We start from the raw sequence: 24,083 nt of genomic DNA on the forward strand, positions 1-24,083 counted from the left end.
AGGCCGTCTGAAATTTCAGACGGCCTTTGTGGCTTTATCAGTCGTCACCGCTAATAGAGATGAGGATTCTCAAGAGGCTGCTGAAAATGTTGTAGATGGAGATGAAGATGGTCAGCGCCGCGCTGATGTGGCTGTCTTCGCCGCCGTCAATGACGGTACGCACCTGCCACATAATCATCAGGGAACTGAAGACAACGAAGCCGGCCGCGATGGTCAGGCTCAGGGCAGGGATCTTGAGTAAGATGTTGGCCACAACGGCAATCATGAGCACGATGGCACCGGCACCGAGGAAGCTGCCGAGTTTGTTCATGTTCATTGTGGTGCGGCGTGCCATGGCGGACATGGTGAAGAATACACCGGCGGTCATGGCGGCGGCCGTACCGACGATTTGCGCGCCGTTGTTAATCGCCAGGGTGTATTGCAGCATAGGGCTGATGGCAAGGCCCATGCCGAAAGTGAAGATCATCAACAGGGCTACGCCGACGTTGCTGTAACGGTTTTTCTCGATCAGGAAGGTCATGCCGTAGAAGAAGCCGAAGAAGGCGGCCAAGGCAACATAGTATGAACCGAACATGGCGAAAATGTTAAAGCCTGTTTTGGCGGAAAAGAATGCGCCGGCAATGGCAGGAATGAAAGACAGGCCGAGCAGGCGGTAGGTTTTTTGCAGGACGGTATTTTTGGCAACCGAGCCTTGCGAGGTATAGTCGTAAACGTCGTTTTGCATGGCGTTTGCTCCAGTGTGGATTGAAATGAATGAAATTTGGATTTTAACAGAGAATCATGGGTTTGTATGATTTATCTGTTCTATTTGCCTAATATGCGGGGCAATCGGGAATTTTAAAGGCCGTCTGAAAATCGGGTTTCAGACGGCCTTGGCTTTTCAATGCTTATTTAGGCTCTTGCGGAACATAGCCTTGTACGGCATCTGCGCCGTCGCCGAAGAAGTATTGTTCCATTTGCTGGGCGAGGTATTCGCGCGCGCGCGGATCAGCAAGGCTTAGGCGGTTTTCGTTGATGAGCATGGTTTGGTGACGGGTCCAAGCCGTCCATGCTTCTTGGGAAACGTTTTCAAAAATGCGTTTGCCCAATTCGTTGGGCAGCGGCGGAAATTTCATGCCTTCGGCTTCTTTGCCGAGTTTGACGCAGTGAACCATACGGGTCATGGCGGTTTCCTTATGATGGGTTGCAAAGGTTGGTATTTTAGCCGATTGCACGGATAGGGGAAAGCGTGGCTTTCAGACGGCCTGAAACCTTGCTATGATGGTTTTTTCTGTTTATTCAGGCAAAGATTATGAACCGCCTCGATACTGCCCGCCGTTATTCCCTTTTTCTCGCCCGCAACCTTGATTCCGGCAAACTCAAGCCCGAAATTTTCCTGCCTATGTTGGACAAAGTTTTAACCGAAGCTGATTTCCAAGCCTTTGCCGACTGGGACAAAATCCGCACGGAAGAAAACGAGGAAGAATTGGCGCGGCAGTTGCGCGAGTTGCGCCGTTATGTAGTGTCGCAGATTATCGTGCGCGATATAAACCGCATCAGCGATTTGAACGAAGTAACCCGTACGATTACGCTATTTGCCGATTTTGCCGTCAATACCGCGTTGGACTTTTCCTACGCCTATTATCAGGACATGTACGGCACGCCGATCGGGCGTTATACGAAATCGCCGCAGCATTTGAGCGTGGTGGCGATGGGCAAGGCAGGCGGCTATGAGTTGAATGTATCTTCCGACATCGATTTGATTTTCATCTATCCCGAATCGGGCGATACCGACGGCAGGCGCGAACGCGGCAATCAAGAGTTTTTCACCAAAGTCGGGCAGAAACTGATTGCATTGTTGAACGACATTACCGCCGACGGGCAGGTGTTCCGCGTCGATATGCGGCTGCGGCCGGACGGTGATTCGGGCGCGCTGGTGTTGAGCGAAACCGCGCTGGAGCAATATCTGATCACGCAGGGGCGCGAATGGGAGCGCTATGCGTGGTGCAAAGGCCGCGTGGTTACGCCGCATCCGAACGACATCAAATCGCTGGTGCGCCCTTTTGTGTTCCGCAAATATCTGGATTACAGCGCGTATGAAGCGATGCGCAACCTGCACCGCCAAATCCGCAGCGAAGTCAGCAAAAAAGGCATGGCGGACAACATCAAACTCGGCGCGGGCGGCATCCGCGAAGTTGAATTTATCGCCCAAATTTTCCAGATGATACGCGGCGGACAAATGCGCGCGCTGCAACTGAAAGGCACGCAGGAAACGCTGAAGAAACTTGCCGAGCTGGGCATCATGCCGTCTGAAAACGTCGAAACCCTGCTCGCCGCCTACCGCTTCCTGCGCGACATCGAACACCGCCTGCAATACTGGGACAACCAGCAAACCCAAACCCTGCCCTCCTCGCCCGAACAGCAGCAACTGCTTGCCGAAAGCATGGGTTTCGACAGCTACGCCGCCTTTTCAGACGACCTCAACGTTCATCGGAACAAGGTCAATCAGTTGTTCAACGAAATTTTGAGCGAACCCGAAGAGCAAACCCTAGACAACAGCGAATGGCAATGGGCATGGCAGGACAAGCCCGACGAAGAAGAGCGGCAAGGCCGTCTGAAAAAACACGGGTTCGATGCCGAAACCATCGCCGCAAGGCTAGACCAAATCCGGCACGGCCATAAATACCGCCACCTTTCCGCACACGCCCAGCCGCGTTTTGACGCCATCGTGCCGCTGTTGGTACAGGCGGCGGCAGAGCAAACCAACCCGACCAATACGCTGATGCGGCTGTTTGACTTCCTCGAAAACATCAGCCGCCGCTCCGCCTATCTCGCCTTTCTCAACGAGCATCCGCAAACCCTGGCACAACTGGCGCAGATTATGAGCCAAAGCTCATGGGTGGCGGCGTATCTGAGCAAATATCCGATTCTGCTGGACGAACTCATCAGCGCGCAGCTTTTGGATACCGCGTTCGACTGGCAAGCCCTCGCCGCAGCCCTTTCAAACGACCTCAAAGCCTGCGGCGGCGACACCGAAGCGCAAATGGACACGCTGCGCCATTTCCAACACGCCCAAGTCTTCCGCCTCGCCGTTCAGGACCTTGCCGGATTGTGGACGGTAGAATCACTTTCCGACCAGCTCTCCGCACTTGCCGACACCATCCTCGCCGCCGCCGTGCCGTGCGCGTGGGCGGACATGCCCAAAAAACACCGCGACACGCCGCAATTTGCCATCATCGGCTACGGCAAACTGGGGGGTAAAGAACTCAGCTATTCCTCCGACCTTGACTTGGTTTATCTTTACGACGATCCGCATCCCGATGCAGGCGACGTGTACAGCCGTCTTGCCCGCCGCCTGACCAACTGGCTTTCCGCTGCTACCGGCGCAGGCAGCCTCTACGAAACCGACCTGCGCCTGCGCCCCAACGGCGACGCAGGTTTCCTCGCCCACAGCATCGCCGCCTTTGAAAAATACCAGCGCGAAAACGCATGGACGTGGGAACACCAATCCCTTACCCGCGCCCGTTTTATCTGCGGTACGCCTGATGTTCAGACGGCCTTCGACCGCATCCGCACCGAAATACTGACTGCCGAACGCGACCAAACCGTTTTAGCAGGCGAAATCATCGAAATGCGCGAAAAAATGTTCCCCACTCATCCGCCTGCCGACAGCAACGTCAAATACGCGCGCGGCGGCGTGGTCGATGTCGAATTTATCGTCCAATATCTGATCCTTGCCCATGCCCGCCAGTATCCGCAACTCTTGGACAACTACGGCAACATCGCCCTATTGAACATCGCTGCCGACTGCGGCCTCATCGACAAAACTCTCGCCGAACAAAGCCGCACCGCCTACCGCTTCTACCGCCAGCAGCAACACAACACCAAACTGCGAGATGCCAAAAAAACCGAAGTAACGGACGAATTGCTGACCCACTACGACAACGTGCGAAAACTATGGCGGGAAGTATTCGGGGTAGAAGTGAAATTCGGATAAGCAGGCGGGCGTATTCAGCGTCAAAGCCTGCACGGCAACATAATTTACCGCTACAACAAACTCACTCTAAACATATAAGGAAAACCAACCATGAAGAAAATAGCACTGTTTTTAACGGTTTTACTGTCGTCGGCCGCAGCCCAAGCCGCTGATTACTTTTTGCCTTATACCGAATGCGATGGCTCTGCAAACGTTCGTGCCGCTCCTGATACACGCAGCAAAATCATGACCGTACTGGATTATGAAAGCAAAAAACATAAAATACTCAGTAAACAGGGTAAATGGTTTCATATTCAATTAGACGGACACCGTACAGGCTACGTCCATCAGAGCCAAGGCTTTATCGTGCACAATTATGTTGTCGCCAGCCCTGACGAATCGGCAAACGTCCGTAACAACAGCTACCCCGAAGAACCGATCAGGCAAGGCGAAATCATCAAAACACTCCCAAACGGAACACGTGTACAGATCGCCCCAGCCTTCAGAAAAGGCGACTGGTTGTGGTACAGCAATCAGGGAGCTCACACAGAAAAAGACGAGTATGGTCATCATATTTCGATTCAGGGTTATATCCATAAAAGTCAACTTCGACGCGTGGAGTAATAAACAAGCAATTTATCCGATAAAGCATACTTTCGGACATAAAGTAGATACTGTTTTGCCGAAGATATAAAAAAGGCCGTCTGAACTTTTCAGACGGCCTTTTATGGTATTTATTCTTCTTCCTGTTCTGCTTCTACCTCTGCAGGTTTTTCAAGGAAATTGCCTGCCAACCACAGTAAAGCGCCACTACCTGTAATGCCTGCTTTAATCCATAGGGCGGTATCTTCGCCCCATTCGTAAATCCAGGCCAAGACTTTGGGGACGGCGTTCATATAATTCAAACCGAATGCCAATACGCCGAGGATAAATAAAGTACTGCCCAAGCTTTTCATCATTATTCCTTATAAAATCAAATGGGTGCATCAAAGCCAATCAGCAGGTGCAATGATGTTGAGTGAATGTAAATATGTCAAAAGATGGCATTATAGTAGGTTTTATGTAAGGAAGATATTTTTATAAAAGCTGATTGGCAGTCTGAGGCGATGGGTAACTGCTTGCAGAGGGAGGGATTCCGTCTGTTTGTTTATAAGTTATCGGCTTGATCTGGGCAATCATGATATGCAAAAACTTTTCTCATTTTCTGTCGATATTGTGATACAGCAAAACAAGTTCTAAAATATGCTGCTTATTTATATATTAAAAACAAGGAGAAACTGATGTCTAAGGTTGCGGTACTCGGTGGCGGTCTGTCGGGCCGTCTGATGGCGTTCCAGCTGGCAGAGCAGGGCATTTCGGTCGAGTTGTTTGAGAAAGGCGAACGCAACGGCGAACAAGCCGCCGCTTATGTTGCCGCGGCCATGTTAGCGCCGTCTGCCGAAGCGGTGGAGGCAACGCCCGAAGTCATCCGTTTGGGCAAACAAAGCATTGCGCTTTGGCGCGCTATTGTCGGTCGTCTGAATACGCCGGTGATGATGCAGGAAAACGGCAGCCTGATTGTCTGGCACACGCAGGACAAGCCGCTTTCCGCCGAGTTTGCCCGTCATTTGAAGCGCGGCGGCGTGGCAGAACATGAAACCATACGTTGGAACGCGGATGAAATCGCGGCAAACGAGCCGCAACTGGCAGGGAGGTTTTCAGACGGCCTGTATCTGCCGACAGAAGGGCAGTTGGACGGACGGCAGGTATTGAATGCGCTGGCCGATGCTTTGGAGTCAATGAATGTAGCGTGCCATTGGTCGTGCGAACGCGAAGTCGAAGATTTTGCGGCGCAATACGATTGGGTCATCGACTGCCGCGGTTATGGTGCAAAGAGCGCGTGGAACAGGCCGTCTGAAAGCGTTTTGCGCGGCGTTCGTGGCGAAGTGGCGCGCGTTTACGCCCCTGAAATCGAGCTTTCCCGCCCCGTTCGTCTGCTGCATCCGCGCTATCCTTTGTATATCGCGCCGAAGGAAAACCATATTTTTGTGATTGGTGCGACCCAAATCGAAAGCGAAAGCCAAGCGCCGGCCAGCGTGCGTTCCGGTTTGGAACTTTTGTCCGCGCTGTACGCCGTGCATCCGGCCTTTGGCGAAGCAAACCTCTTGGAGCTGGCCACCGGCCTGCGCCCAACGCTAAACCACCACAATCCCGAAATCCGCTTCAACCGCGAACGCCGCCTGATTGAAGTCAACGGCCTGTTCCGCCACGGCTTTATGATTTCTCCGGCCGTGACCGGTGCGGCTGTGCGTTTGGCCGGCGCGCTGTTTGCCGGAAGCGACATTCCCGAATACGACGAAACCAGCGGTTTGCCGTATATCCGCGCTGCGAATTGAAGCCGTTGCGGACGAAGTTGCTTGAAAATTGGGCAAATTATTTGTGAAAGACAGCCACAGGCCGTCTGAAAATGATAAAATCGCCGTCAATTCAATTAACCTTGCGTCTGAAAACCGCATGATGCCGTATTCAGACGCCAACCAATTTCCTATTTAACGATAAGCACATGACAACCCAAACCCTTTTAATTGAACTTCTCACTGAAGAACTCCCGCCAAAAGCCCTCAATAATCTGGGCAACCATTTTGCCGCTTCCGTTGCCGAAGGCTTGGAAAAAGCGCAACTGATTGACGGCGCAGCCGAATACACTGCCTACGCTTCTCCGCGCCGTTTAGCCGTTCAAGTCAAAAACGTGAAGGCCGTTCAAGCTGATCAAAAAATCGTGAAAAAAGGCCCGGCAGTGGCGAATGCCATGAAAGACGGTGCGCCGACTAAGGCTTTGGAAGGTTTTGCGCGCGGTGCGGGTGCGAAAATCGAAGACCTGACCATCATCAACGACGGCAAGCAGGATGTGTACGCCTACGAATACGTCCAAACCGGCAAACCGCTGGGCGAGCTTTTGGAAGACATCATCAATGCCGCAGTGAAAAAATTGCCGATTCCTAAAGTCATGCGTTGGGGCAGCAGCACATTTACCTTCGTGCGCCCTGTCCACGGGCTGATTGTGCTGCACGGCGGCGAGATCGTGAACGTCAGCGTTTTGGGCCTGCAAAGCGGCAATCAAACCTTGGGACACCGCTTCCTGTCCAACGGCGAAATCACCATTGAAAACGCCGACAGCTACGCCGCACAAATGCGCGAGCAAGGCAAAGTCGTAGCTTCGTTTGCCGAGCGCAAAGCTGCGATTCAGACAGCCTTGAACGAACAGGCAGGTCGTCTGAAAGCGACCGTTGCCGCCGATGAAGCCTTGTTGGACGAAGTGACTGCATTGGTCGAATGGCCTGTGGTATTGGAAGCCGGTTTTGAAGAACATTTCCTCGCCGTGCCGCAGGAATGCCTGATTCTGACCATGCAGCAAAACCAAAAATACTTCCCGCTGCTCGACCAAAACGGCAAGCTGATGAACCGCTTCCTGCTGGTCTCCAACCTGCAAACCGAAGACCCGTCGCACATCATCCAAGGCAACGAACGCGTTTTGCGTGCGCGCCTGTCTGATGCCGAGTTCTTCTACAAGCAAGACCAGAAAGCGACTTTGGAAAGCCGCCTGCCCAAGCTGGCAAACGTGGTTTATCACAACAAAATCGGTTCGCAGGCCGAACGCATCGAACGCCTGCAAAGCATTGCCGCCCACATCGCCAAAGCACTGGGCGCAGATGCCGCCGCAGCCGAACGCGCCACGCGTCTGGCAAAAGCCGACTTGGTGACCGAAATGGTCGGCGAGTTCCCCGAACTGCAAGGTACGATGGGCAAATACTACGCCCGCTTGGACGGCGAAACCGAAGAAATCGCCGAAGCCATCGAGCAGCACTACCAACCGCGTTTTGCCGGCGACAACCTGCCGAACGGCAAAGTCGCTACTGCCGTTGCGCTGGCCGACAAACTGGAAACCTTGGTCGGCATTTGGGGCATCGGTCTGATTCCGACCGGCGACAAAGACCCCTACGCCCTGCGCCGCGCTGCCTTGGGTATTTTGCGGATGCTGATGCAGTATGGCTTGGACGTGAACGAGCTGATTCAGACGACCTTCGACAGCTTCCCCAAAGGTTTGCTCAACGAAAAAACGCCGTCTGAAACCGTCGACTTCATGCAGGCGCGCCTTGCCGTGTTGCTGCAAAACGACTATCCGCAAGACATCGTCGCCGCCGTACTCGCCAAACAGCCGCGCCGTTTGGACGATTTGACCGCCAAACTGCAAGCCGTTGCCGCGTTTAAACAACTGCCCGAAGCCGCCGCGCTCGCTGCCGCCAACAAACGCGTGCAAAACCTGCTGAAAAAAGCCGATGCTGCGCTGGGCGAAGTCAATGAAAGCCTGCTGCAACAAGATGAAGAAAAAGCCCTGTATGCCGCTGCACAAGGCTTGCAGCCGAAAATCGCCGCTGCTGTTGCCGAAGGCAATTTCCAAACCGCCTTGTCCGAACTGGCTTCCGTCAAACCGCAAGTCGATGCCTTCTTCGACGGCGTGATGGTGATGGCCGAAGATGCCGCCGTGAAACAAAACCGTTTGAACCTGCTGAACCGCTTGGCAGAACAAATGAACGCAGTTGCCGACATTGCGCTCTTGAGCGAATAAGGCCGCGTTTCAGTTGACCCTTTTTCAGGCTGCCCGATGATTCAGGCAGCCTGAAGTTTTTCGGGCGTATCCCTTGCATGGCGTTCAAGGGTATAATTCAGCAGATTTGTCAGGCAGGCAAATCGCGCACATCAAACAATTTCCCACATTCAAGAGGCAGATTATGAATATTCCAGCCATCCGAACCGCACTCGATGCCGTGTTGATTCCCACCACAATACGCACTTTGGGCAGCGAAAAAGCCGTTTCGCTTCTGGAAGAGCATTCAGACGGCCTGCATATCGGCCTGAAATTCGCGTTCCCAGTTGCCCATATTGCTGCAGACATTGCCAACGTCGTTCAAGAAGCCGTCATTTCGCATACCGGCGATACCCACATTCACTTGAGTATCGATACCGAAATCGGTACGCATAAAGTTCAACCCGGCGTAGCAACCATCAAAGGCGTGAAAAACATCATCGCCGTTGCATCGGGCAAAGGCGGCGTCGGCAAATCAACGACCACAGCCAACCTTGCCACCGCAATGGCCAGAATGGGCGCGCGCGTCGGCGTACTCGATGCCGACCTGTACGGCCCAAGCCAGCCCACCATGCTCGGCGTACAAGACCGCAAACCCGATCAACAAAACAAAAAACTCATTCCTGTTGAAGCTGAAAGCGGCATTCAAGTGATGTCCATCGGTTTTCTGGTCGATACCGACCAAGCCGTCGTTTGGCGCGGCCCGATGGTCAGCCAAGCCTTGCAACAACTTATGTTCCAAAGCGAATGGGACAATGTCGATTATCTCTTCATCGACCTGCCGCCCGGTACCGGCGATATCCAATTGACCCTGTCGCAAAAAATCCCCGTAACCGGCTCCGTTGTCGTGACCACGCCGCAAGACATCGCCCTGATTGATGCACGCAAAGCCGTGGATATGTTCAACAAAGTCAATATCCCGATTTTGGGCGTTTTGGAAAACATGTCTGTCCATATTTGCTCCAACTGCGGCCATGCCGAAGCAATCTTTGGCGCAGAAGGCGGTAAAAACTTGGCAGAGCGTTTGAACGTACCGTTGCTCGGCCAGCTTCCGTTGAGCCTGCCTGTACGCGAAGCCATGGACAGCGGCACATCTTCGGCCTTGTTTGAAAACAACCAAACCATCGCCGACATCTACACCGAAGCTGCATTCCAAATCGCGCTGGCCATTGCCGATAAAGGCAAAGACTTCAGCAGCCGCTTCCCGAAAATCGTCGTCGAATAAAAAAGTTTAAAAAAAGTGTTGACAGCTGTGAGTCCCGTCTCTATAATGCACAGCTTATCGGGTCGTTAGCTCAGTCGGTAGAGCAGCGGACTTTTAATCCGTTGGTCGAGCGTTCGAATCGCTCACGACCCACCAAATATGAAAACCTGCTTTGACAAAAGCAGGTTTTTTACGTTTGGATTTTAGGATTTTGTTGAACATATTTTGTTATTGAAACAATCCATAGCACATCAAGCATCAGGCCGTCTGAAAATATCTTTCAGACGGCCTGAAGTTTTATAGGAATGGTTTTGAGAAATAAGTTTTCTACCTAGGGCAGACAAACGTTTAAAACCTAATCTGCGTCTGCAACTGCCTACGATAAACCAATACGGCAGCAGTCAGTGTGGCAAAAGAGAATGCTGACAGTAGAAGCAGATAACGGCCGATTCCGTCCAGTCCGCTGCGGTTGAGCAGTAATTCCTGAAAAGCCTTCAAGCCCCATGCCATTGGGGAAATCCAAGTGAGTTGCTGCATGGTTTCGGGCATGACGTGTGCAGGCACCATAATGCCGCCGATTGCCGCCATCAGGATGATGCCGCCGCCGCCGAGGACGACGGCGTGTTCGGTGGATTTGGCGCAGACGCTGATTAATAGCGCGTAGCCGAGTGCGGCGGCACTGACGGCAGCGGACAGCAACGCGTAGGGAACAAGGCTGCCGTTGAGTATGAGGGCGGGTACGCCGATTTCGGGCAGCAGGTAGCGGCCGAGCAGCAACATTCCGACAAACTGAAGCTGGTTAATCAGGAAATAGGGGATGAGTTTCGCTGCAATCAGGCCGGATGCGGAGGCGCGGGCGAGGCGCAGGCGGGTAATGGTGTTGGTCTGGCGTTCCAGCGCCATGACGTTCGATAGCGGTATCATGATGAAAAACATACCGAAAATCAGCCATGCGGGTACGCTGTGCTGTACGGCGTTGGGTTTTTCCACTGTGCCGCTGCCTGCGCTCAGGTAATGCTCTTCCAGCATTTTTTTATCTAAAAAGCTGCGCACGGCGGTGAATTGTTCGTCGTTTTTTCCATCCACTTTTTTCTGGATGTCTTTGCGGATGGAGCGGGGCAGTTTTTTATTATTGATTTTGATGCCGTCGTTGTTGTCGAAATAAGCGTCCAGCCGCGTTTCGGTGTAGTGCTGTTGCAAAACGCCTTTGACCGCCGCCAGCCATGAAGGCTCGGTATCGGGCGGTACATAGATTTGCAGGGCTTTGTCATCGGCAATTTTGCCGGAGGCGTGGTTCGGGTTGTGCAGCACCAGTTGGAAACGTTTGTCGTGTAGGCCGTTTTGCGCGTCGGTTAGTTTTTCAGACGGCATCAGTGTGACATGGATTTGTTCTTTCTCCAGCGCGGCGGCCAGCGCGGTATTGATACTGTCGTTTGCTACGCCAACCAGTGCGATGCGGCTGTCGGTGTGCGGGTCTTGGTCACGGCTCAGCGCCAACGACATAATCAGCATGAAGGCGATGGGCATCACAAACAACACGGCCAAACCGTGCAGGTCGCGGCAGAGCAGTTTGAGTTCTTTGAGGAGGGAGGAAATCGTCATTGTGGATTTTGCTTATCTGTTGCTGGCTCGTCTTTGCGCAGGAAATCAAGGTAAAACGTTTCCAGCGAACCGTGTCCCTGCTGGAAGTAGCGGATTTGTGCGCCGCTTTGTTGCAGGGCGGCATAAACGGCGGCGGCATCGTGTATGGTTTCCATCATACCGCGGCTGTCCACTTGTTTGGCACCTAAGGCGGCCAGCGTTTGAGGCGGCAGCGGCGGTTCGACAGTAAAGCGCACGACAGCTGTTTGCGTGCTTAAAAGCTCGTCCAAACCGCCGTGGTACACCAGCTTGCCGTGTTGCAGCAGTGCGATTTTGTCGCAAAGCTGCTCAATTTCCGACAGATAGTGCGAGGTGTAAACCACCGTTACCCCCTGCCGCGTCAAATCCGCCACGCTGTCGAGGATAAAGCGGCGCGACTGCGGGTCGATGCCGACTGTGATTTCGTCAAGGAACACCAGCTGCGGCGTGTTAATCAGGCCGATGGCAAAATTCAGACGGCGTTTAAGCCCGCCCGAAAGATGCTTTGCCGCTTTGTTTTTGTGGGCGGTCAGGTCGGTCTGCTCCAACAGCGCGTTCAGACGGCCTTTATCGCGCACTTTGTAAAGTGAGGCGAAAAACAGCAGGTTGTCCCACACCGAAAGCTGCGGATAAAACGCGAAATCCTGCGGCACCAAACCGATTTTCTGCCGTTTGCTGCGGCTCAACAGGCGCAACGGCTTGCCGTCAAACAAAATTTCGCCCTGCCGCACTTCCTGCAAGCCGGCCAAAAGCGACATCAGCGTCGTTTTCCCTGCACCGTTGTGACCGAGCAGCCCCAAACATTCGCCGTCGGCAATATCGAACGACACATTGTCCAGCGCGGCGGTTTCAGCTTTGGGATAATGGTGGGAGAGGGATTGGATTTGAATCATGGTTTCAGACGGCCTTTCGAGCGATATTTAAATTGCAGCACCCCATAAATAACGGCGTTGGAATTTGCCGTCTTTAAATATAAAGCAAACGCTGAAAGGATTGCCGTCCGAACCTTGTCTGCCGAACAGATAAAGCGTTTTATCGCTGTCACGATAATAGGCTTCCCATTTTTCATACACATTGCTGCCACGTGCGGTGGCGGCAAAATCGGGAGAGAACAGTCCTTGCAGTTCGGCAGCGGGAACCGTTTGATCGTTTAATGTAATACGTTCAAGCGCGAACACGCTTTTGGGAATCATAGAGTCGATACCATAATACGGTTTGCCTTGATAGAGACGCGCCGTGAAGTTGTCTTTGCTGATGCCCGAGAAGTCGCTGAGTTTTGGATGGATGCGGCGGGCAACGATGTGTACCTTTTGTCTGCTACCGGACAAAGTCAGCGTATCGTCATGACCGGATTGTTCGCGCAGACGGACGAAGCTTTTATCGGCAGCGAGAAATATCAGACGGCTGCGATGGATAAAGCCAGAATCGTCGGCGTTTGCCTGTTGTAGTTGAACAAAACAGAAGTCCGATTTGTTTTCGCTGAGTTCTTCTATACATTCCAACGGTGTGCCGTTAGGGATTTTCGCCAGTGGTTTGGAACGTAAATTGGGGATTTTACGCAAGTTGGTGTGTCCGTCGCCATCATGAACCAAGGCAAAACCGTCCTGCGGCGCGGCATGGGTTAAGGCGGAACACAAAAATAAGACAGTAGCTAGGTAACGCATTTTTAATTTCTTTTAGTTTTCAGACGGCCTGAATGTCAAAATAATTCACGGTAGATTAATCGGGATCGAATAAATCCTGATTATTCCAATAATCCCCGCCATAACGCTTCTTCATCGTCCGCAATCTTGCGCAAAAATGCGGCGATTTCGCGGCAGCCGTTTTCGGACGGCTTTTTGCACTGTTTCACGCACATCGCTGCAAACTGCCGCCACTGGTCGCCGATGGCGGTCATTTGTTCTGAGGCCGTCTGAAATGCAGGTTCGTTGCAGATATGGGTGGCTTGTTCGAGGAAGTAGGCGTAGATGTAGCGGAAACCTGCGCCACCGGTGCCGATTTCTTCCTGCATCCGCACCAAATGGCCGAGAAACAGTTTTTGGTATTTCTCATTTTGTTTGGCAGGCAGGGATTCGATTTTTTTGGCCAGCGTGCGGATGCCTTTGACGCCGATGAAAAAGACCGGTGCGAGCATATGTTTGGCGTTTTTGCGTATGGCTTTGCGGATAATGGCGGGTAAGTTTGCTATGATTTTTTCAGACGGCCTGTTGTCTTCCAAGGTGTACATCATGCCTTTTGCCGCCAATACGCCTTTGGCAAAGCGCGCCCGTTGCAAATCTTCGGCGGCGCAGCGTTGCACGGTTTCAAATACGGGGTCGCTGATGAGGTAGTCGTTGCCGTCTTTTCCGTACACTAAAAGATTGTGTGCGTTGAAATGGAAGCGCATTTGTGGCGGGAAGTAGGGCAGCCAAAAGACGGAGGTTTGCAAACCGGCCAGTTTGCCTGAGGATAGCGCGGCATCCAATGCGGCTTGTCCGCTTTGTGCGTCGGAAAATTTGCGGACAGATAATTTCAGCCCCAATGCTTTGCAGGTGTTTTTGATGATGCTGCGCGGCGCGGTACGGTAGGAAACCAGCGGCATGCCGTTTAATTTGATCAGCGGCATCCAGACAAACGTCAGCGCGTGGGAAATGCCGAAAATCATGGCTTCGTCTAAATTGTGGCCATGGTATTTGAGCAGGGTGGACATCACACCGCTTTCGCAATGGGCGGTATGCTGGTGTGGAAATTCTTGTATGGTCATAAAGTTATTGGTTTTCGTGCAATGTTTTCAGACGGCCTGAAGTTTTATAGGAATGGGTTTGTTGTTTTGGAAATCAGCGCGCTTCTTTGACCGCTTCCTGCGCGGCTTTGTAGCGGCGCAGAAATTCGATGGCGGCGGCTTTTTCGGCTTCGTTGCCGTATTTGGCATCACGTTGGGCGCGGCGCAGTTCGGCGCGTTCTTTGGCTTCTTCGATTTGGCGCGCTTTGAAGTCTTCGCGGTTGTCGGAGGAGACGAGTTTGTCCTGTTGTGATTGCGCTTTGGCCATGGCTTTGGCAATCAAATCCATGGGGTTGAATGCGGCGCTTGTTGCGGCTATTTGGGCTTGTGCCTGTGCGGCCTGTTTGGCTTTGACGGCGGCTTCACGTTGCGCCAGTAGGGCTTTGCGTTCGGCATCATCGCGCTGTTTGCGCGCGGTATGGCGTTCAAAACGGCTTTGCGCGTGTTCGGCGGCGGCGAAGCGCGGTTCGGCAGAGGTGCTGAAACGGCGTGCGGACGGCAGGAAGGGCTGCGATACGGGAACCATGTCGATGCAGTCGACGGGGCAGGGGGCAACGCACAAGCCGCAGCCGGTGCATTCGTCGCTGATGACGGTGTGCATTAGTTTGGACGCGCCCATAATGGCATCGACGGGACAGGCGCGGATGCAGGCGGTACAGCCGATGCAGACGGCCTCGTCAATCAGGGCTACGGCTTTGATTTGTGTTTTTGCCGGGGCGAGGTAGGGCTTGCCCAATAGGTCGGCAATGTCTTTCATGACGGTTTCCCCACCCGGCGCGCACAGGTTTACCGGCGCTTCTCCTGCCGACAGGGCGCGCGCATAGGGTAGGCAGCCTTCATAGCCGCACTCACGGCATTGGGTTTGCGGCAACAGGCGGCTAATGCTTTGGATGGGAATGGTCATCATGGATAGTCAAAATCGAAAAGGCGCATTATATCAGATTGTTGCGTTTGTTTTGGCGAAACCCGCTTTGCTTATTTTAGTGAAACTCTCTACACTCGTTTTAGCGAAACGCGCTACGCTCGTTTTCAGACGGCCTGAGTCGGGTTTGCGTTATAATTTTGAAATGGATTTATTCGGGTAATTAGGAATGACGGCTACACTTTGCCCCTGTCAGTCGGGGCGTGTTTATACGGAATGTTGCGCACCGTTTCATGCGCGTGAGGCGGCGGCCTCGACGGCGGAAGAGTTGATGCGTTCGCGTTACAGCGCGTATGTTTTGCAGGAAATCGACTATATCGTGGACACGACTGTCCCTGCGCAGCAGAATTTGTTGGACAAGCAGGATTTGGCGGCATGGAGTAGGCAGATGCAGTGGTCGGGATTGAAGGTTATCCGTCATGTGCCGTTTGGCAAGCTGCATGCTTTGGTCGAGTTTGAGGCGTATTTTGAAGAGAACGGGCAAACTGAGTGCCATCATGAATTGTCGGCATTTGTGAAAATAGACGGGCGTTGGTACTTTATTGAGCCGACCGTTGCGTTACCGACGATGAAACAGCCTTGTTTGTGCGGTTCGGGCAAAAAGTTTAAGGCGTGTTGCGGACAGTTTTTCAAATAGTAGTGTAAACAGGCCGTCTGAACGTTCAGACGGCCTAAGCTGTTTTTGCAGATAAAAAAAACCATTCATACTAAGGGAGAAGTATGAATGGCCAATACATTGCGGGAAAACGTCTTACTTGCTGCACCGCCCAAAAGGGATGAAAGAGCGGTGTTGTGTCAGCGATTGATATTCTACCGTTTTTAGTATTAAATGCTGTTAAGAAGTGAAATAATTTCAATAAGTTGCAAGATAATCGTGATATTTTGAAGATAAACGGTATTTTTACTGATTTTCTCGAATCCATTTCACCCATTGCTGAAACAGCTCGGGTTGCAATGCGGCGATGACGGAACGCTTAAATACATGTTCGCCGCTCCAAAAATCGTCGCCTTCCAAAGTGGTCAGGCAGCCGCCGGCTTCTTCAAAAATTAATGCACCGGCAGCGTAGTCCCACAGCTTTTGTCCGCCGTGGATGTAAATATCGTAGCGGCCGCTGGCAAGGTAGCACCAATCGAGCGTGCTGCTGCCCATACTGCGGATTGTGCCGAATGGGGCAAGGGTATTCATGCGGCTGGCGAGTTTGCCCGAACGCAGGTATTTGATTTCTACGCCGGCAATGGATTCGTTGAGTTTTTTGTTTTCCGAACGCAGCGGCAGCGGCGTGCCGTTGAGAAATGCGCCTTTGCCGCGTTCGGCATAGAAACATTCGCCGCTGACCGGATTGTAAATCACGCCCAATTCGGCATGGCCGTTTTTAACCAGCGCGACGGATACGGCAAAATGCGGCAAACCGTTGACGAAGTTGTTTGTGCCGTCGATAGGGTCGACAATCCATAGGCCGTCTGAATGTTCGTTCCACAAACGGGTTTGTTCCTGAAAGCTCATTTCCTCGCCCAACATCGGACAATCCTCCAATAAGGGAAGGGCGGCGGCAAAAGCGGTTTGTGCGGCCAAATCTGCTTCACTCAAAACCGATCCGTCTTCCTTGCGTCGTGACGGCGTGTTCAGAAAACGCGGCATGACTTCGGTTTGGGCGATGTGGCGGACGACTTTCTGTAAACGGTATAGCACGGCGTATCCTTGTTTTTTGCAGTTTTGCGCGACAGTGGATTAAAATTCGGGAAGTTTTCAAATTATAGTGGATGAAATCGAAAGCAGGCAGGAGTATGTCGCCGTGTTTCAACTTCATTCACGAAATTTTAAATTTAAATTATATACATTAAATTATATACATGAATAAAGCAGGAAACCATGCCCCGATTTTATGTTGATTTTGCCTTAAGCCCCGACAGCGTGGTCGAATTGCCCGATAATGTGGTGCGCCATCTGAATGTATTGCGCGTGAAAAACACGGAAGAAATCGTGTTGTTCAACGGCAATGGCAAGGCATATCCGGCTTTGCCAGAAGTTTTGGAAAAACGCCGAGCCAGCGTGCGGATTTTGCGTGAAGAGGCAACGGACAACGAATCGCCGCTGAACATTACATTGGTACAGGCGGTATCCGCCGCCGAGCGCATGGATTTCACTTTGCAGAAAAGCGTGGAATTGGGCGTGGCAGAAATTCGCCCGGTCATCAGCGAACGCTGTGTCGTCCGCTTGAGCGGCGAACGTGCTGAAAAGCGGGTAGCGCGTTGGCAGGAAATTGTTGTTTCGGCGTGTGAACAAAGCGGCCGCAATATTGTGCCGAAGGTTTTGCCGCTGACGACTTATGCACAGGCTCTGCAACAGTTGCCGCAGGAAACGACCAAACTGTTAATGAGTTTGAACCGCGCACAAAAACTGAGCGATGTTCAGCCGCAATCCGGCAAAGTCGTGTTTATGGTCGGCCCTGAAGGCGGCTGGACGGAGAAGGAAGAGCAGCAGGCATTTGATGCCGGTTTTCAATCCGTTACGCTCGGCAAACGGGTGTTGCGTACCGAAACCGCCTCACTTGCGGCCATTGCCGCCATGCAGACGCTTTGGGGCGATTTTGCATAAAGTTCAGGCCGTCTGAAAACGAGCGTAGCGAGTTTCGCTAAAACGAGCTGTTGCTTCATGAGATAAAAATGGGAGTTTAAAAAATGTCTTACACCTTTACACTGGCCGAGCACGAGCTGGAAGCGGAATTGAAAAAGTTAATCGTGCAAGAGGCCGATAAGGCCGACGATGTGGATATGGATGATTTCACCGACGATGCGCTTTTGTTTGGCGATGACAGTCCGGTCGGTTTGGATTCGCTTGATGCGCTGCAAATCAGCGTTGCTTTGCAACAGTATTTCCAAGTGCGCCTGCAGGGCGACCGTATGGTGCGCAAACATATGATGTGCGTACGCGATTTGGCGGCGTTTATCCGTGCGGAGCATGGTGCGTGAGTTGGGTTTTCGGTACGGCGGCCACTTCTGCCTTGAATCCGCAAACGGACTTCAGACGGCCTGATGCGGTGTCTTATACGTTTTTAAACCAGCCGCAGCAGGCTGCTTATTTTCGTGCATTTGCTAGCGACAGTTTGGGGCGGAAGGAATTGGCGGATATCGCCGAACAACATTTGCGCCTAGCTGCCGAAAATGCAGGCTGGCCATCTGAAAGTTGGCATGATGCGCCGGTGTTTATCGGGTCTAGTTCCTATTCCATCTCCGAATATGAAAACCGCCATTTTGTGGGCAATAGGGCGGAAGAAGAACACAATCTGCTTTATCTCGCCGAAGATTTGCGCCGGCGCAGCGGCAATCGGCAGATTTTCAGTTTCGCTACTGCCTGCACTTCATCCGCCCATGCGCTCATTCAGGCGGATAACTGCTTGCGCGGCGAGGCGGAGCGTGCCTTTGTGCTTGGGATTGAAAACCTCAACCGACTGACTTTGCTGCATTTTCACAGCTTGGGTTTGCTGACCGAACAGTATCAGCCTTTTGGCGGAAACGGTTTGATTTTAGGCGAAGGTGTTGCCGCGCTTGCCTTATCTTCCGCTGCTCCTGAATCTTCAGGCCGTCTGAAACTTATAGGACACGCTGCCAATACAGGCAATGACCTGATTCAAAGCGATGGCCAAGCGCAAGAGCAAGTGATGCGACGTGCGTTAGATATTGCAGGCATCGTTCCTGAAAGCATTGCGGCCGTTAAAACACACGGCATCGGCACGGCTGACAGCGATGCCGCCGAATTGGCCGCACTGGAAAATATATTCGGTACACTGCCGCCCTTGATGGCGTTCAAACCGCAAATCGGACACACGCTTGGCGCAACGGCAGCCCTTGAAACAGCCTTGCTTTTATCCGCTCTAAAACAAGGCGGAAGCAACGATTATCAGGGGTGGAAAATTCGTTTTTCCGAGTGCGCGGCTTCACAAAAAGGCGGCTTTTTCTGTTTGGCCAATCAGTTTGGTTTTGGCGGCAGCAACACATCTTTGGTATGGCAATGGCAACCGTAAATCCTAATATCCGTATTACCGCCGCCGTGCGTTTTGATACTGACGCCGGCACCGGCGGTAAAATCCTCAAACAAATCTTAAAGCAGCAAAGCGGTATAGATACTCGCCGCCTCAGCCGCTTGAGTTTGATTGCCGCGCTTGGTGCAGGGCAGCTAAAGGAACAAAGCGAAATCCGCCCTGATTGCGCCGTTTTTCTTGGTACGCCGTTTTCTTCGCCATCCGTGTTTGAAAAAATGGCAGACAATGTGCTGAACCATCACGCCGCGATGCCGTTTGACTTTATTGCCAACCTGCACAACTCCCCAGTCTTTCATGCCGCGCAAGCGTTAGGCACGCATGGTGCAACTTTGGTCGTTACTGCCGACAACAATGTAGATACCTGCTTTCATCCATTATCTCTGGCGATGCAGTCTTTGCAAAATGGCGGACAAGCTGCGGTTGGCTGGGCATATGAACATCAAGTAGCCCGAGCCGATACCCATGAAGGCAGTATTTGGATTGTGCTTGAAGCCGGTGCAGAGCAGGGTGTTCCCGTTGTGTTGAATGATGAAGTGATGCAGACTGATAGGTCGTCTGAAAAGCCGCAATATTATTGGCAAAATATCGCCGATTGGATAGAAGCAGTAATGGCGCACGAGGGTAGGGATGTGAAGAAATGTACTTTGGCGTGATCAGCAAATGATTTTAGAGAAAGTATTTGTCTGTTGAATAAATAAGGTCTGTACCATTAAAAAGGCCGTCTGAAAATGTTTTCAGACGGCCTTTTTGTATAAAAAACCAATCAACGAGACATCTCGCCTTGAATAGCGCGGATATTCGCTTTACGGGCGTTTATGGTACGGGTCAGTTGTTGGATTTTAATCTGATCGCCTTTTTGTTTGGCCGCGTTCAACTGGGTTTGAAGGCGGGTAATAGCAGCCTGTTCGTTGCGTACTTCGGTCTGCAATATCTGTTTGCGGGTTTCTTTAGGGCTTGGCTTAGGAGCCGGCGTAACCACAGGTGCAGTACGGATAACAGGGGCTTTGTATTTGCTGTATGAAGAACTGCGTGATTTGTTCTGACGGTTGCGCAGGGTAATATTGATGCGCGGATTGGCAGCTTCGGCTGTGTTGGTCACGCTGGTAATCGGTACATTCGGCAGGATTTTGATATCGCTGTCGCTATTTCCTTTATCCAGCAAAATATCGGCTGCCGGTTTGTATGCTTGTGGGAAAGGTGTTGGGACAGTGGTTTTGCCATGCTCTACCGGAGTGGCAGTTGCCGGCGTGCTTGGTTCGGTTGAAGCGGTGGCAATAGGTTTGGCTGCTTGTTCCTCAGATGCGCGGACAACGGCTGTTTTATCGGCTTTAGTACGGTTAACCTTGGCTTTGCGTCGAGAGGAGGTTTTGGCATAAGTTTTGCCTTTATGCTTAGTCTCGACTTTGGTAGGTGTTTTATCGAGCACTTCATCCTGAGCTGTTACCGCTTGGTTATTTTGGGTAGTTGAAGTTTGCGGCTGAACTGCCGAGTTCTGAATAATCTCTTGTGGAGTTTGGATTGCAGGTACAACAGGTTGAACAGCTGGTGTTTCATTAATAATAGCAAGGCCGTCTGAAACTGTTTTCTCGGTAGAAGCAGTAGGTTGGGCTTGTGCGGCAAGCATTACAGGAACAACACTGTTTTCTGTTTGGGTTGCACTAGACTGAGTTTGTACGACAGGAGTTGTATTGCGGACAGTAGTGTCGGCAACATAGTCTTCAGCTTTTATTGTGGGCGGCGCTTCCAGAGTAGGCGTATTGTTGGGAACGATTACGCTGTCTGCAATGGCTTTGTCGGCTGTAACGGTATGGGTTTGCGCGATGAGTACAGGAGGAACAATAGTGTTGTCCTCTTGAACGGCAGTCGTCTGAGTTTGTACGACAGGAGTTGTGTTGTGGACAGCAGCATCGACAACATAGTTTTCAGGTTTTGCAACGGCTGATGTTTCCAAAGCAGGCGTATTGTTGGAAACGATTGCGCTGTCTGCAATGGTTTTATTCGCTAGCATAGCTTGTCGAGTTTGTGCCATCGGAATGGAAATAGGTGCCGGAATACCGTATTCATTTCGAGCAACAACGACTGGGGTTTGTACCGCGGGCGTTGCTTGAGAAGCATTAATGTAGTCTGCGGCAGATGCTTTAAATTCTGTTGTTTGTACCGTTTTTAAAACCGGAGTGTCGCCCGGAATCGCAACGACGCTGTTTTCTGTTACATTGTTTGTTTCAACTATGCGACAGGCGTCATTGATCTGGTATGAAGCATAAACGGTGATGCCTTCAACATTGCAGACATACTCGGCAGCATTAGCGGCGGCGGGGAGGGTCAGGCTGAGGGCAATGGCGGTTTTGCAGAAAAACGGTTTCATAAAGGCAATAGAATCAGGTTGTTTGTTCAAAGTGTAATTATACTATGTACACTGTCAGCATCCGCCAACTTATTTTTAGGCGGTGTAAACTGTGGCTGAAAGGTTGAAAATTGGAATAAAAGGTCTTAGGCCGTCTGAAACTTGTCATATAAAGTTTCAGACGGCCTTTGCTGTCATGGCGGATTAAGCGTTCAACAGGCTTTCGTCCAATGTCAGCTCTTCGTTTTTATTGACGGCGACTTTGCGTGCCAAAACGTTTTGGGCGATTTCGTGTGCTTCGGCAAGCGAGTGCATCAGGTAAGTACCGCATTGGTATTCGTTCAGCTCGGGGATTTTGCTTTGGTCTTGAACGGTCAAAACATCCTGCATTGAAGCGAGCCATGCGTCGGCTACTTTTTGCTCGTCGGGCGTACCGATGAGGCTCATGTAGAAACCGGTACGGCAGCCCATCGGGGAAATGTCGATGATTTCGACGCCGTTGCCGTTTAAGTGGTCGCGCATAAAGCCTGCGAACAGGTGCTCCAGCGTGTGAATGCCTTTTTCAGGCAGGATTTCTTTGTTGGGAATGCAGAAACGCAGGTCAAACACGGTAATAGTGTCGCCTTTGGGCGTGGTCATGGTTTTTGCCACGCGTACGGCAGGGGCGTGCATACGGGTGTGGTCGACTTTGAAACTGTCTAGTAGGGGCATTTGGGTGTCCTTTGAGGTAAATAGATTTTTAGCTAGGGATATTTGAAGACTGAATCACAATTCCGCAATCTCAACTGCTTCGCCCGAAGCCGCACTCAGTGCTTCGTTTAAAACATCGTAGAAATCGCGGCTGTCGCGTGTTGCCAGCCATTTGCCGTTTTGCTCGGCGAAATGGTAGCCGCCGCTTTTGGCGGCAATCCACAATTCTTGGTTGGGCGTGTGGCGGTTGACGATGATTTGCGTACCGTTTTCGGCTTCGATGGTCAGTACGTTTCCGGCAAACTGGCAGTCGAAATCCCAGCCGTTTTCATCGATTTGGTCTTCAATATGTTCAAACAATTCTTCGCTCATGCGGATGAATTCGCTTTCGGTCATCATGGCTTTTTGTGTGGTTTTTGTTTAAGATACCGAATCTTGCCACATTCGTAATGATGAAGAAAGTTTTACTGATGAAATACGGCGTATTTTTTGCAGCGGCAACAGCTCTGCTGCTCTCTGCATGCGGCTACAAAGGCGACCTCTACCTGCCCAAAGAAGGCGACAAGGCGCGCTTCGGTGTGATTCAGACCGGCTTGAAATTCGATACGGCTAAAGAGCCGACCACTCAAACCAACGATTAAAAAAAGACTTAACAAACATGACCTTATCCTGCGAACAAATCCCTTATTCCCACCTTGCCGAGGAATTCGGCACGCCGCTTTATGTGTACAGCAAATCTGCGCTGACCGAGGCGTTTGAAAACTACCAAACCGCGTTTGCTGCTTTAAATCCGCTTGTCTGCTATGCGGTTAAAGCGAATGGCAACCTGAGCATCATCAAACACTTTGCTTCTTTGGGGAGCGGTTTTGACATTGTGTCCGGCGGCGAGTTGGCGCGCGTTTTAGCGGCTGGCGGCGATGCGGCGAAAACGATTTTTTCCGGTGTGGGCAAGAGTGAAGCAGAAATTGAGTTTGCGCTGAATGCGGGCGTGAAATGCTTCAATATGGAGAGCATTCCCGAAATCGACCGTATTCAGAAAGTTGCCGCGCGCTTGGGTAAAGTCGCTCCGGTTTCCCTGCGCGTCAATCCTGATGTCGATGCCAAAACCCATCCTTATATCTCCACCGGCCTGAAAGCAAACAAATTTGGTATTGCCTATGCCGATGCGCTTGAGGCCTATCGTCATGCTTCCCGACAAAGCCATTTGAAAATCGTTGGTATCGACTGCCATATCGGCTCCCAACTGACCGACCTCAGCCCGCTCATCGAAGCCTGCGAACGTATCTTGGCCTTGGTCGACCAACTGGCAGACGAAGGCATTGTGTTGGAACACTTGGACTTGGGCGGCGGTGTCGGCATTGTTTACCAAGACGAAAATGTGCCTGATTTGGGCGCGTATGCCCAAGCCGTTCAAAAACTGATCGGCACACGCCGTCTGAAACTGGTCCTCGAGCCAGGTCGTAGTTTGGTTGGCAATGCCGGTGCGTTGTTGACGCGAGTCGAATTCGTCAAACATGGCGAAGAGAAAAACTTTGTGATGGTCGATGCGGCGATGAACGATTTGATGCGTCCGGCGCTTTATGATGCCTATCATCACATCGAAGCGGTCGAAACCAAAGACATTGAGCCTCTGACAGCCAATATCGTCGGCCCGATTTGCGAAACCGGCGACTTTCTCGGCAAAGACCGCACCATCGCCTGCGAAGAAGGGGATTTGCTGCTTATCCGCAGCGCCGGTGCGTATGGCTCAAGCATGGCGAGCAACTACAACACGCGCAACCGTGCGGCGGAAGTATTGGTTGACGGCAACGAATGCAAACTTATCCGCCAACGTGAAACCGTCGAGCAGCAAATGGCCAACGAATTGGCTTGTTTGTAAGGTTTGATTGTTTAAAAGGCCGTCTGAAAGCTTGATTGACTTTC

General features: G+C 51.8%; 25 protein-coding genes and 1 tRNA gene. 14 read left to right on the forward strand and 12 right to left on the reverse strand.

Annotation, left to right across the window (positions count from 1 at the left end; all coding sequences use genetic code 11):
* Nucleotides 1–37: 37 nt before the first annotated feature.
* Nucleotides 38–724, reverse strand: a complete 687-nt coding sequence (locus HMPREF2696_RS04835) for a Bax inhibitor-1 family protein (RefSeq protein ID WP_004518950.1) — start codon at nucleotides 722–724, stop codon at nucleotides 38–40.
* A gap of 163 nt (nucleotides 725–887) precedes the next feature.
* Nucleotides 888–1,163, reverse strand: a complete 276-nt coding sequence (locus HMPREF2696_RS04840; RefSeq protein ID WP_039861863.1) for an oxidative damage protection protein — start codon at nucleotides 1,161–1,163, stop codon at nucleotides 888–890.
* A gap of 128 nt (nucleotides 1,164–1,291) precedes the next feature.
* Here HMPREF2696_RS04840 and glnE point away from each other — a divergent pair, with 128 nt between their 5' ends.
* Nucleotides 1,292–3,976, forward strand: coding sequence for a bifunctional [glutamate--ammonia ligase]-adenylyl-L-tyrosine phosphorylase/[glutamate--ammonia-ligase] adenylyltransferase (gene glnE / locus HMPREF2696_RS04845; RefSeq protein ID WP_070587973.1), 2,685 nt, complete (start codon nucleotides 1,292–1,294; stop codon nucleotides 3,974–3,976).
* Between the two features lie 90 nt (nucleotides 3,977–4,066).
* Nucleotides 4,067–4,579: an SH3 domain-containing protein gene (locus HMPREF2696_RS04850; RefSeq protein ID WP_049336662.1), complete on the forward strand. Its 513-nt coding sequence runs from the start codon at nucleotides 4,067–4,069 to the stop codon at nucleotides 4,577–4,579.
* A gap of 110 nt (nucleotides 4,580–4,689) precedes the next feature.
* Here HMPREF2696_RS04850 and HMPREF2696_RS04855 read toward each other — a convergent pair whose 3' ends face one another.
* A complete protein-coding gene (locus HMPREF2696_RS04855) occupies nucleotides 4,690–4,914 on the reverse strand; it encodes a cell division protein (protein WP_224783383.1) in 225 nt (74 codons plus the stop codon).
* 321 nt (nucleotides 4,915–5,235) lie between these two features.
* Here HMPREF2696_RS04855 and HMPREF2696_RS04860 point away from each other — a divergent pair, with 321 nt between their 5' ends.
* The 4 genes from HMPREF2696_RS04860 (at nucleotide 5,236) to HMPREF2696_RS04875 (ending at nucleotide 9,939) form a co-directional block, all read left to right on the forward strand.
* Complete coding sequence (locus HMPREF2696_RS04860) at nucleotides 5,236–6,330, forward strand: FAD-dependent oxidoreductase (protein ID WP_070587974.1); 1,095 nt, start codon at nucleotides 5,236–5,238, stop codon at nucleotides 6,328–6,330.
* Between the two features lie 167 nt (nucleotides 6,331–6,497).
* A complete protein-coding gene (glyS, locus tag HMPREF2696_RS04865; RefSeq protein WP_004518943.1) occupies nucleotides 6,498–8,561 on the forward strand; it encodes a glycine--tRNA ligase subunit beta in 2,064 nt (687 codons plus the stop codon).
* A gap of 163 nt (nucleotides 8,562–8,724) precedes the next feature.
* Nucleotides 8,725–9,804, forward strand: a complete 1,080-nt coding sequence (gene apbC, locus HMPREF2696_RS04870; protein ID WP_039861859.1) for an iron-sulfur cluster carrier protein ApbC — start codon at nucleotides 8,725–8,727, stop codon at nucleotides 9,802–9,804.
* A 59-nt stretch (nucleotides 9,805–9,863) separates the two neighbouring features.
* Nucleotides 9,864–9,939, forward strand: a tRNA-Lys gene (locus HMPREF2696_RS04875).
* A 192-nt stretch (nucleotides 9,940–10,131) separates the two neighbouring features.
* Here HMPREF2696_RS04875 and HMPREF2696_RS04880 read toward each other — a convergent pair.
* From HMPREF2696_RS04880 to HMPREF2696_RS04900, 5 genes are all read right to left on the reverse strand, one after another.
* Nucleotides 10,132–11,385: an ABC transporter permease gene (locus HMPREF2696_RS04880; protein ID WP_004518941.1), complete on the reverse strand. Its 1,254-nt coding sequence runs from the start codon at nucleotides 11,383–11,385 to the stop codon at nucleotides 10,132–10,134.
* Complete coding sequence (locus tag HMPREF2696_RS04885) at nucleotides 11,382–12,296, reverse strand: ABC transporter ATP-binding protein (RefSeq protein ID WP_004518940.1); 915 nt, start codon at nucleotides 12,294–12,296, stop codon at nucleotides 11,382–11,384. Before HMPREF2696_RS04885 ends, HMPREF2696_RS04880 begins: the two co-directional genes overlap by 4 nt.
* Nucleotides 12,297–12,323: 27 nt before the next feature.
* Nucleotides 12,324–13,067: a hypothetical protein gene (locus tag HMPREF2696_RS04890; RefSeq protein ID WP_070587975.1), complete on the reverse strand. Its 744-nt coding sequence runs from the start codon at nucleotides 13,065–13,067 to the stop codon at nucleotides 12,324–12,326.
* 80 nt (nucleotides 13,068–13,147) lie between these two features.
* Nucleotides 13,148–14,146, reverse strand: a complete 999-nt coding sequence (locus HMPREF2696_RS04895) for a BtrH-related acyltransferase DarH (RefSeq protein ID WP_070587977.1) — start codon at nucleotides 14,144–14,146, stop codon at nucleotides 13,148–13,150.
* A gap of 73 nt (nucleotides 14,147–14,219) precedes the next feature.
* Nucleotides 14,220–15,068, reverse strand: a complete 849-nt coding sequence (locus HMPREF2696_RS04900; RefSeq protein ID WP_039861917.1) for an RnfABCDGE type electron transport complex subunit B — start codon at nucleotides 15,066–15,068, stop codon at nucleotides 14,220–14,222.
* Between the two features lies 1 nt (nucleotide 15,069).
* On the opposite strand from HMPREF2696_RS04900, the gene HMPREF2696_RS04905 reads away from it, so the two are divergent.
* A complete protein-coding gene (locus HMPREF2696_RS04905; RefSeq protein ID WP_004518937.1) occupies nucleotides 15,070–15,249 on the forward strand; it encodes a hypothetical protein in 180 nt (59 codons plus the stop codon).
* 6 nt (nucleotides 15,250–15,255) lie between these two features.
* Complete coding sequence (locus HMPREF2696_RS04910; protein ID WP_004518935.1) at nucleotides 15,256–15,723, forward strand: YchJ family protein; 468 nt, start codon at nucleotides 15,256–15,258, stop codon at nucleotides 15,721–15,723.
* Nucleotides 15,724–15,987: 264 nt separating this feature from the next.
* Here the strand turns inward: HMPREF2696_RS04910 and HMPREF2696_RS04915 are convergent, their stop codons facing one another.
* Nucleotides 15,988–16,776, reverse strand: coding sequence for an inositol monophosphatase family protein (locus HMPREF2696_RS04915; protein ID WP_004518934.1), 789 nt, complete (start codon nucleotides 16,774–16,776; stop codon nucleotides 15,988–15,990).
* Nucleotides 16,777–16,956: 180 nt separating this feature from the next.
* Here HMPREF2696_RS04915 and HMPREF2696_RS04920 point away from each other — a divergent pair, with 180 nt between their 5' ends.
* From HMPREF2696_RS04920 to HMPREF2696_RS04935, 4 genes are all read left to right on the forward strand, one after another.
* Entirely contained in the window at nucleotides 16,957–17,682 is a 726-nt protein-coding gene (locus HMPREF2696_RS04920) for a 16S rRNA (uracil(1498)-N(3))-methyltransferase (protein WP_004518933.1), read from the forward strand.
* An 83-nt stretch (nucleotides 17,683–17,765) separates the two neighbouring features.
* Nucleotides 17,766–18,056, forward strand: a complete 291-nt coding sequence (locus HMPREF2696_RS04925) for an acyl carrier protein (protein WP_003748215.1) — start codon at nucleotides 17,766–17,768, stop codon at nucleotides 18,054–18,056.
* The gene (locus HMPREF2696_RS04930; protein WP_004518932.1) at nucleotides 18,053–19,108 is read left to right on the forward strand and encodes a beta-ketoacyl synthase N-terminal-like domain-containing protein; all 1,056 of its coding nucleotides are present in this window, start codon (nucleotides 18,053–18,055) and stop codon (nucleotides 19,106–19,108) included. Before HMPREF2696_RS04925 ends, HMPREF2696_RS04930 begins: the two co-directional genes overlap by 4 nt.
* Entirely contained in the window at nucleotides 19,090–19,779 is a 690-nt protein-coding gene (locus tag HMPREF2696_RS04935) for a hypothetical protein (protein ID WP_004518931.1), read from the forward strand. Before HMPREF2696_RS04930 ends, HMPREF2696_RS04935 begins: the two co-directional genes overlap by 19 nt.
* A 110-nt stretch (nucleotides 19,780–19,889) precedes the next feature.
* Here the strand turns inward: HMPREF2696_RS04935 and HMPREF2696_RS04940 are convergent, their stop codons facing one another.
* The 3 genes from HMPREF2696_RS04940 to cyaY all read right to left on the reverse strand — a co-directional run bounded on the left by HMPREF2696_RS04940 (nucleotide 19,890) and on the right by cyaY (nucleotide 22,559).
* A complete protein-coding gene (locus HMPREF2696_RS04940) occupies nucleotides 19,890–21,491 on the reverse strand; it encodes a hypothetical protein (protein WP_004518930.1) in 1,602 nt (533 codons plus the stop codon).
* Between the two features lie 183 nt (nucleotides 21,492–21,674).
* Entirely contained in the window at nucleotides 21,675–22,181 is a 507-nt protein-coding gene (luxS, locus tag HMPREF2696_RS04945; RefSeq protein ID WP_004518928.1) for an S-ribosylhomocysteine lyase, read from the reverse strand.
* 54 nt (nucleotides 22,182–22,235) lie between these two features.
* On the reverse strand, nucleotides 22,236–22,559 hold the full coding sequence (gene cyaY, locus HMPREF2696_RS04950) for an iron donor protein CyaY (protein ID WP_049328424.1): 324 nt from the start codon (nucleotides 22,557–22,559) through the stop codon (nucleotides 22,236–22,238).
* A 71-nt stretch (nucleotides 22,560–22,630) separates the two neighbouring features.
* Here cyaY and HMPREF2696_RS04955 point away from each other — a divergent pair, with 71 nt between their 5' ends.
* Both HMPREF2696_RS04955 and lysA read left to right on the forward strand, forming a co-directional pair.
* Nucleotides 22,631–22,801, forward strand: a complete 171-nt coding sequence (locus tag HMPREF2696_RS04955; RefSeq protein WP_036472795.1) for an LPS translocon maturation chaperone LptM — start codon at nucleotides 22,631–22,633, stop codon at nucleotides 22,799–22,801.
* A gap of 17 nt (nucleotides 22,802–22,818) precedes the next feature.
* Complete coding sequence (gene lysA, locus HMPREF2696_RS04960; RefSeq protein ID WP_070587978.1) at nucleotides 22,819–24,039, forward strand: diaminopimelate decarboxylase; 1,221 nt, start codon at nucleotides 22,819–22,821, stop codon at nucleotides 24,037–24,039.
* The last annotated feature ends 44 nt before the right edge of the window (nucleotides 24,040–24,083 follow it).

This window comes from Neisseria sp. HMSC058F07 (assembly GCF_001810035.1).
GTDB lineage: Bacteria > Pseudomonadota > Gammaproteobacteria > Burkholderiales > Neisseriaceae > Neisseria > Neisseria perflava.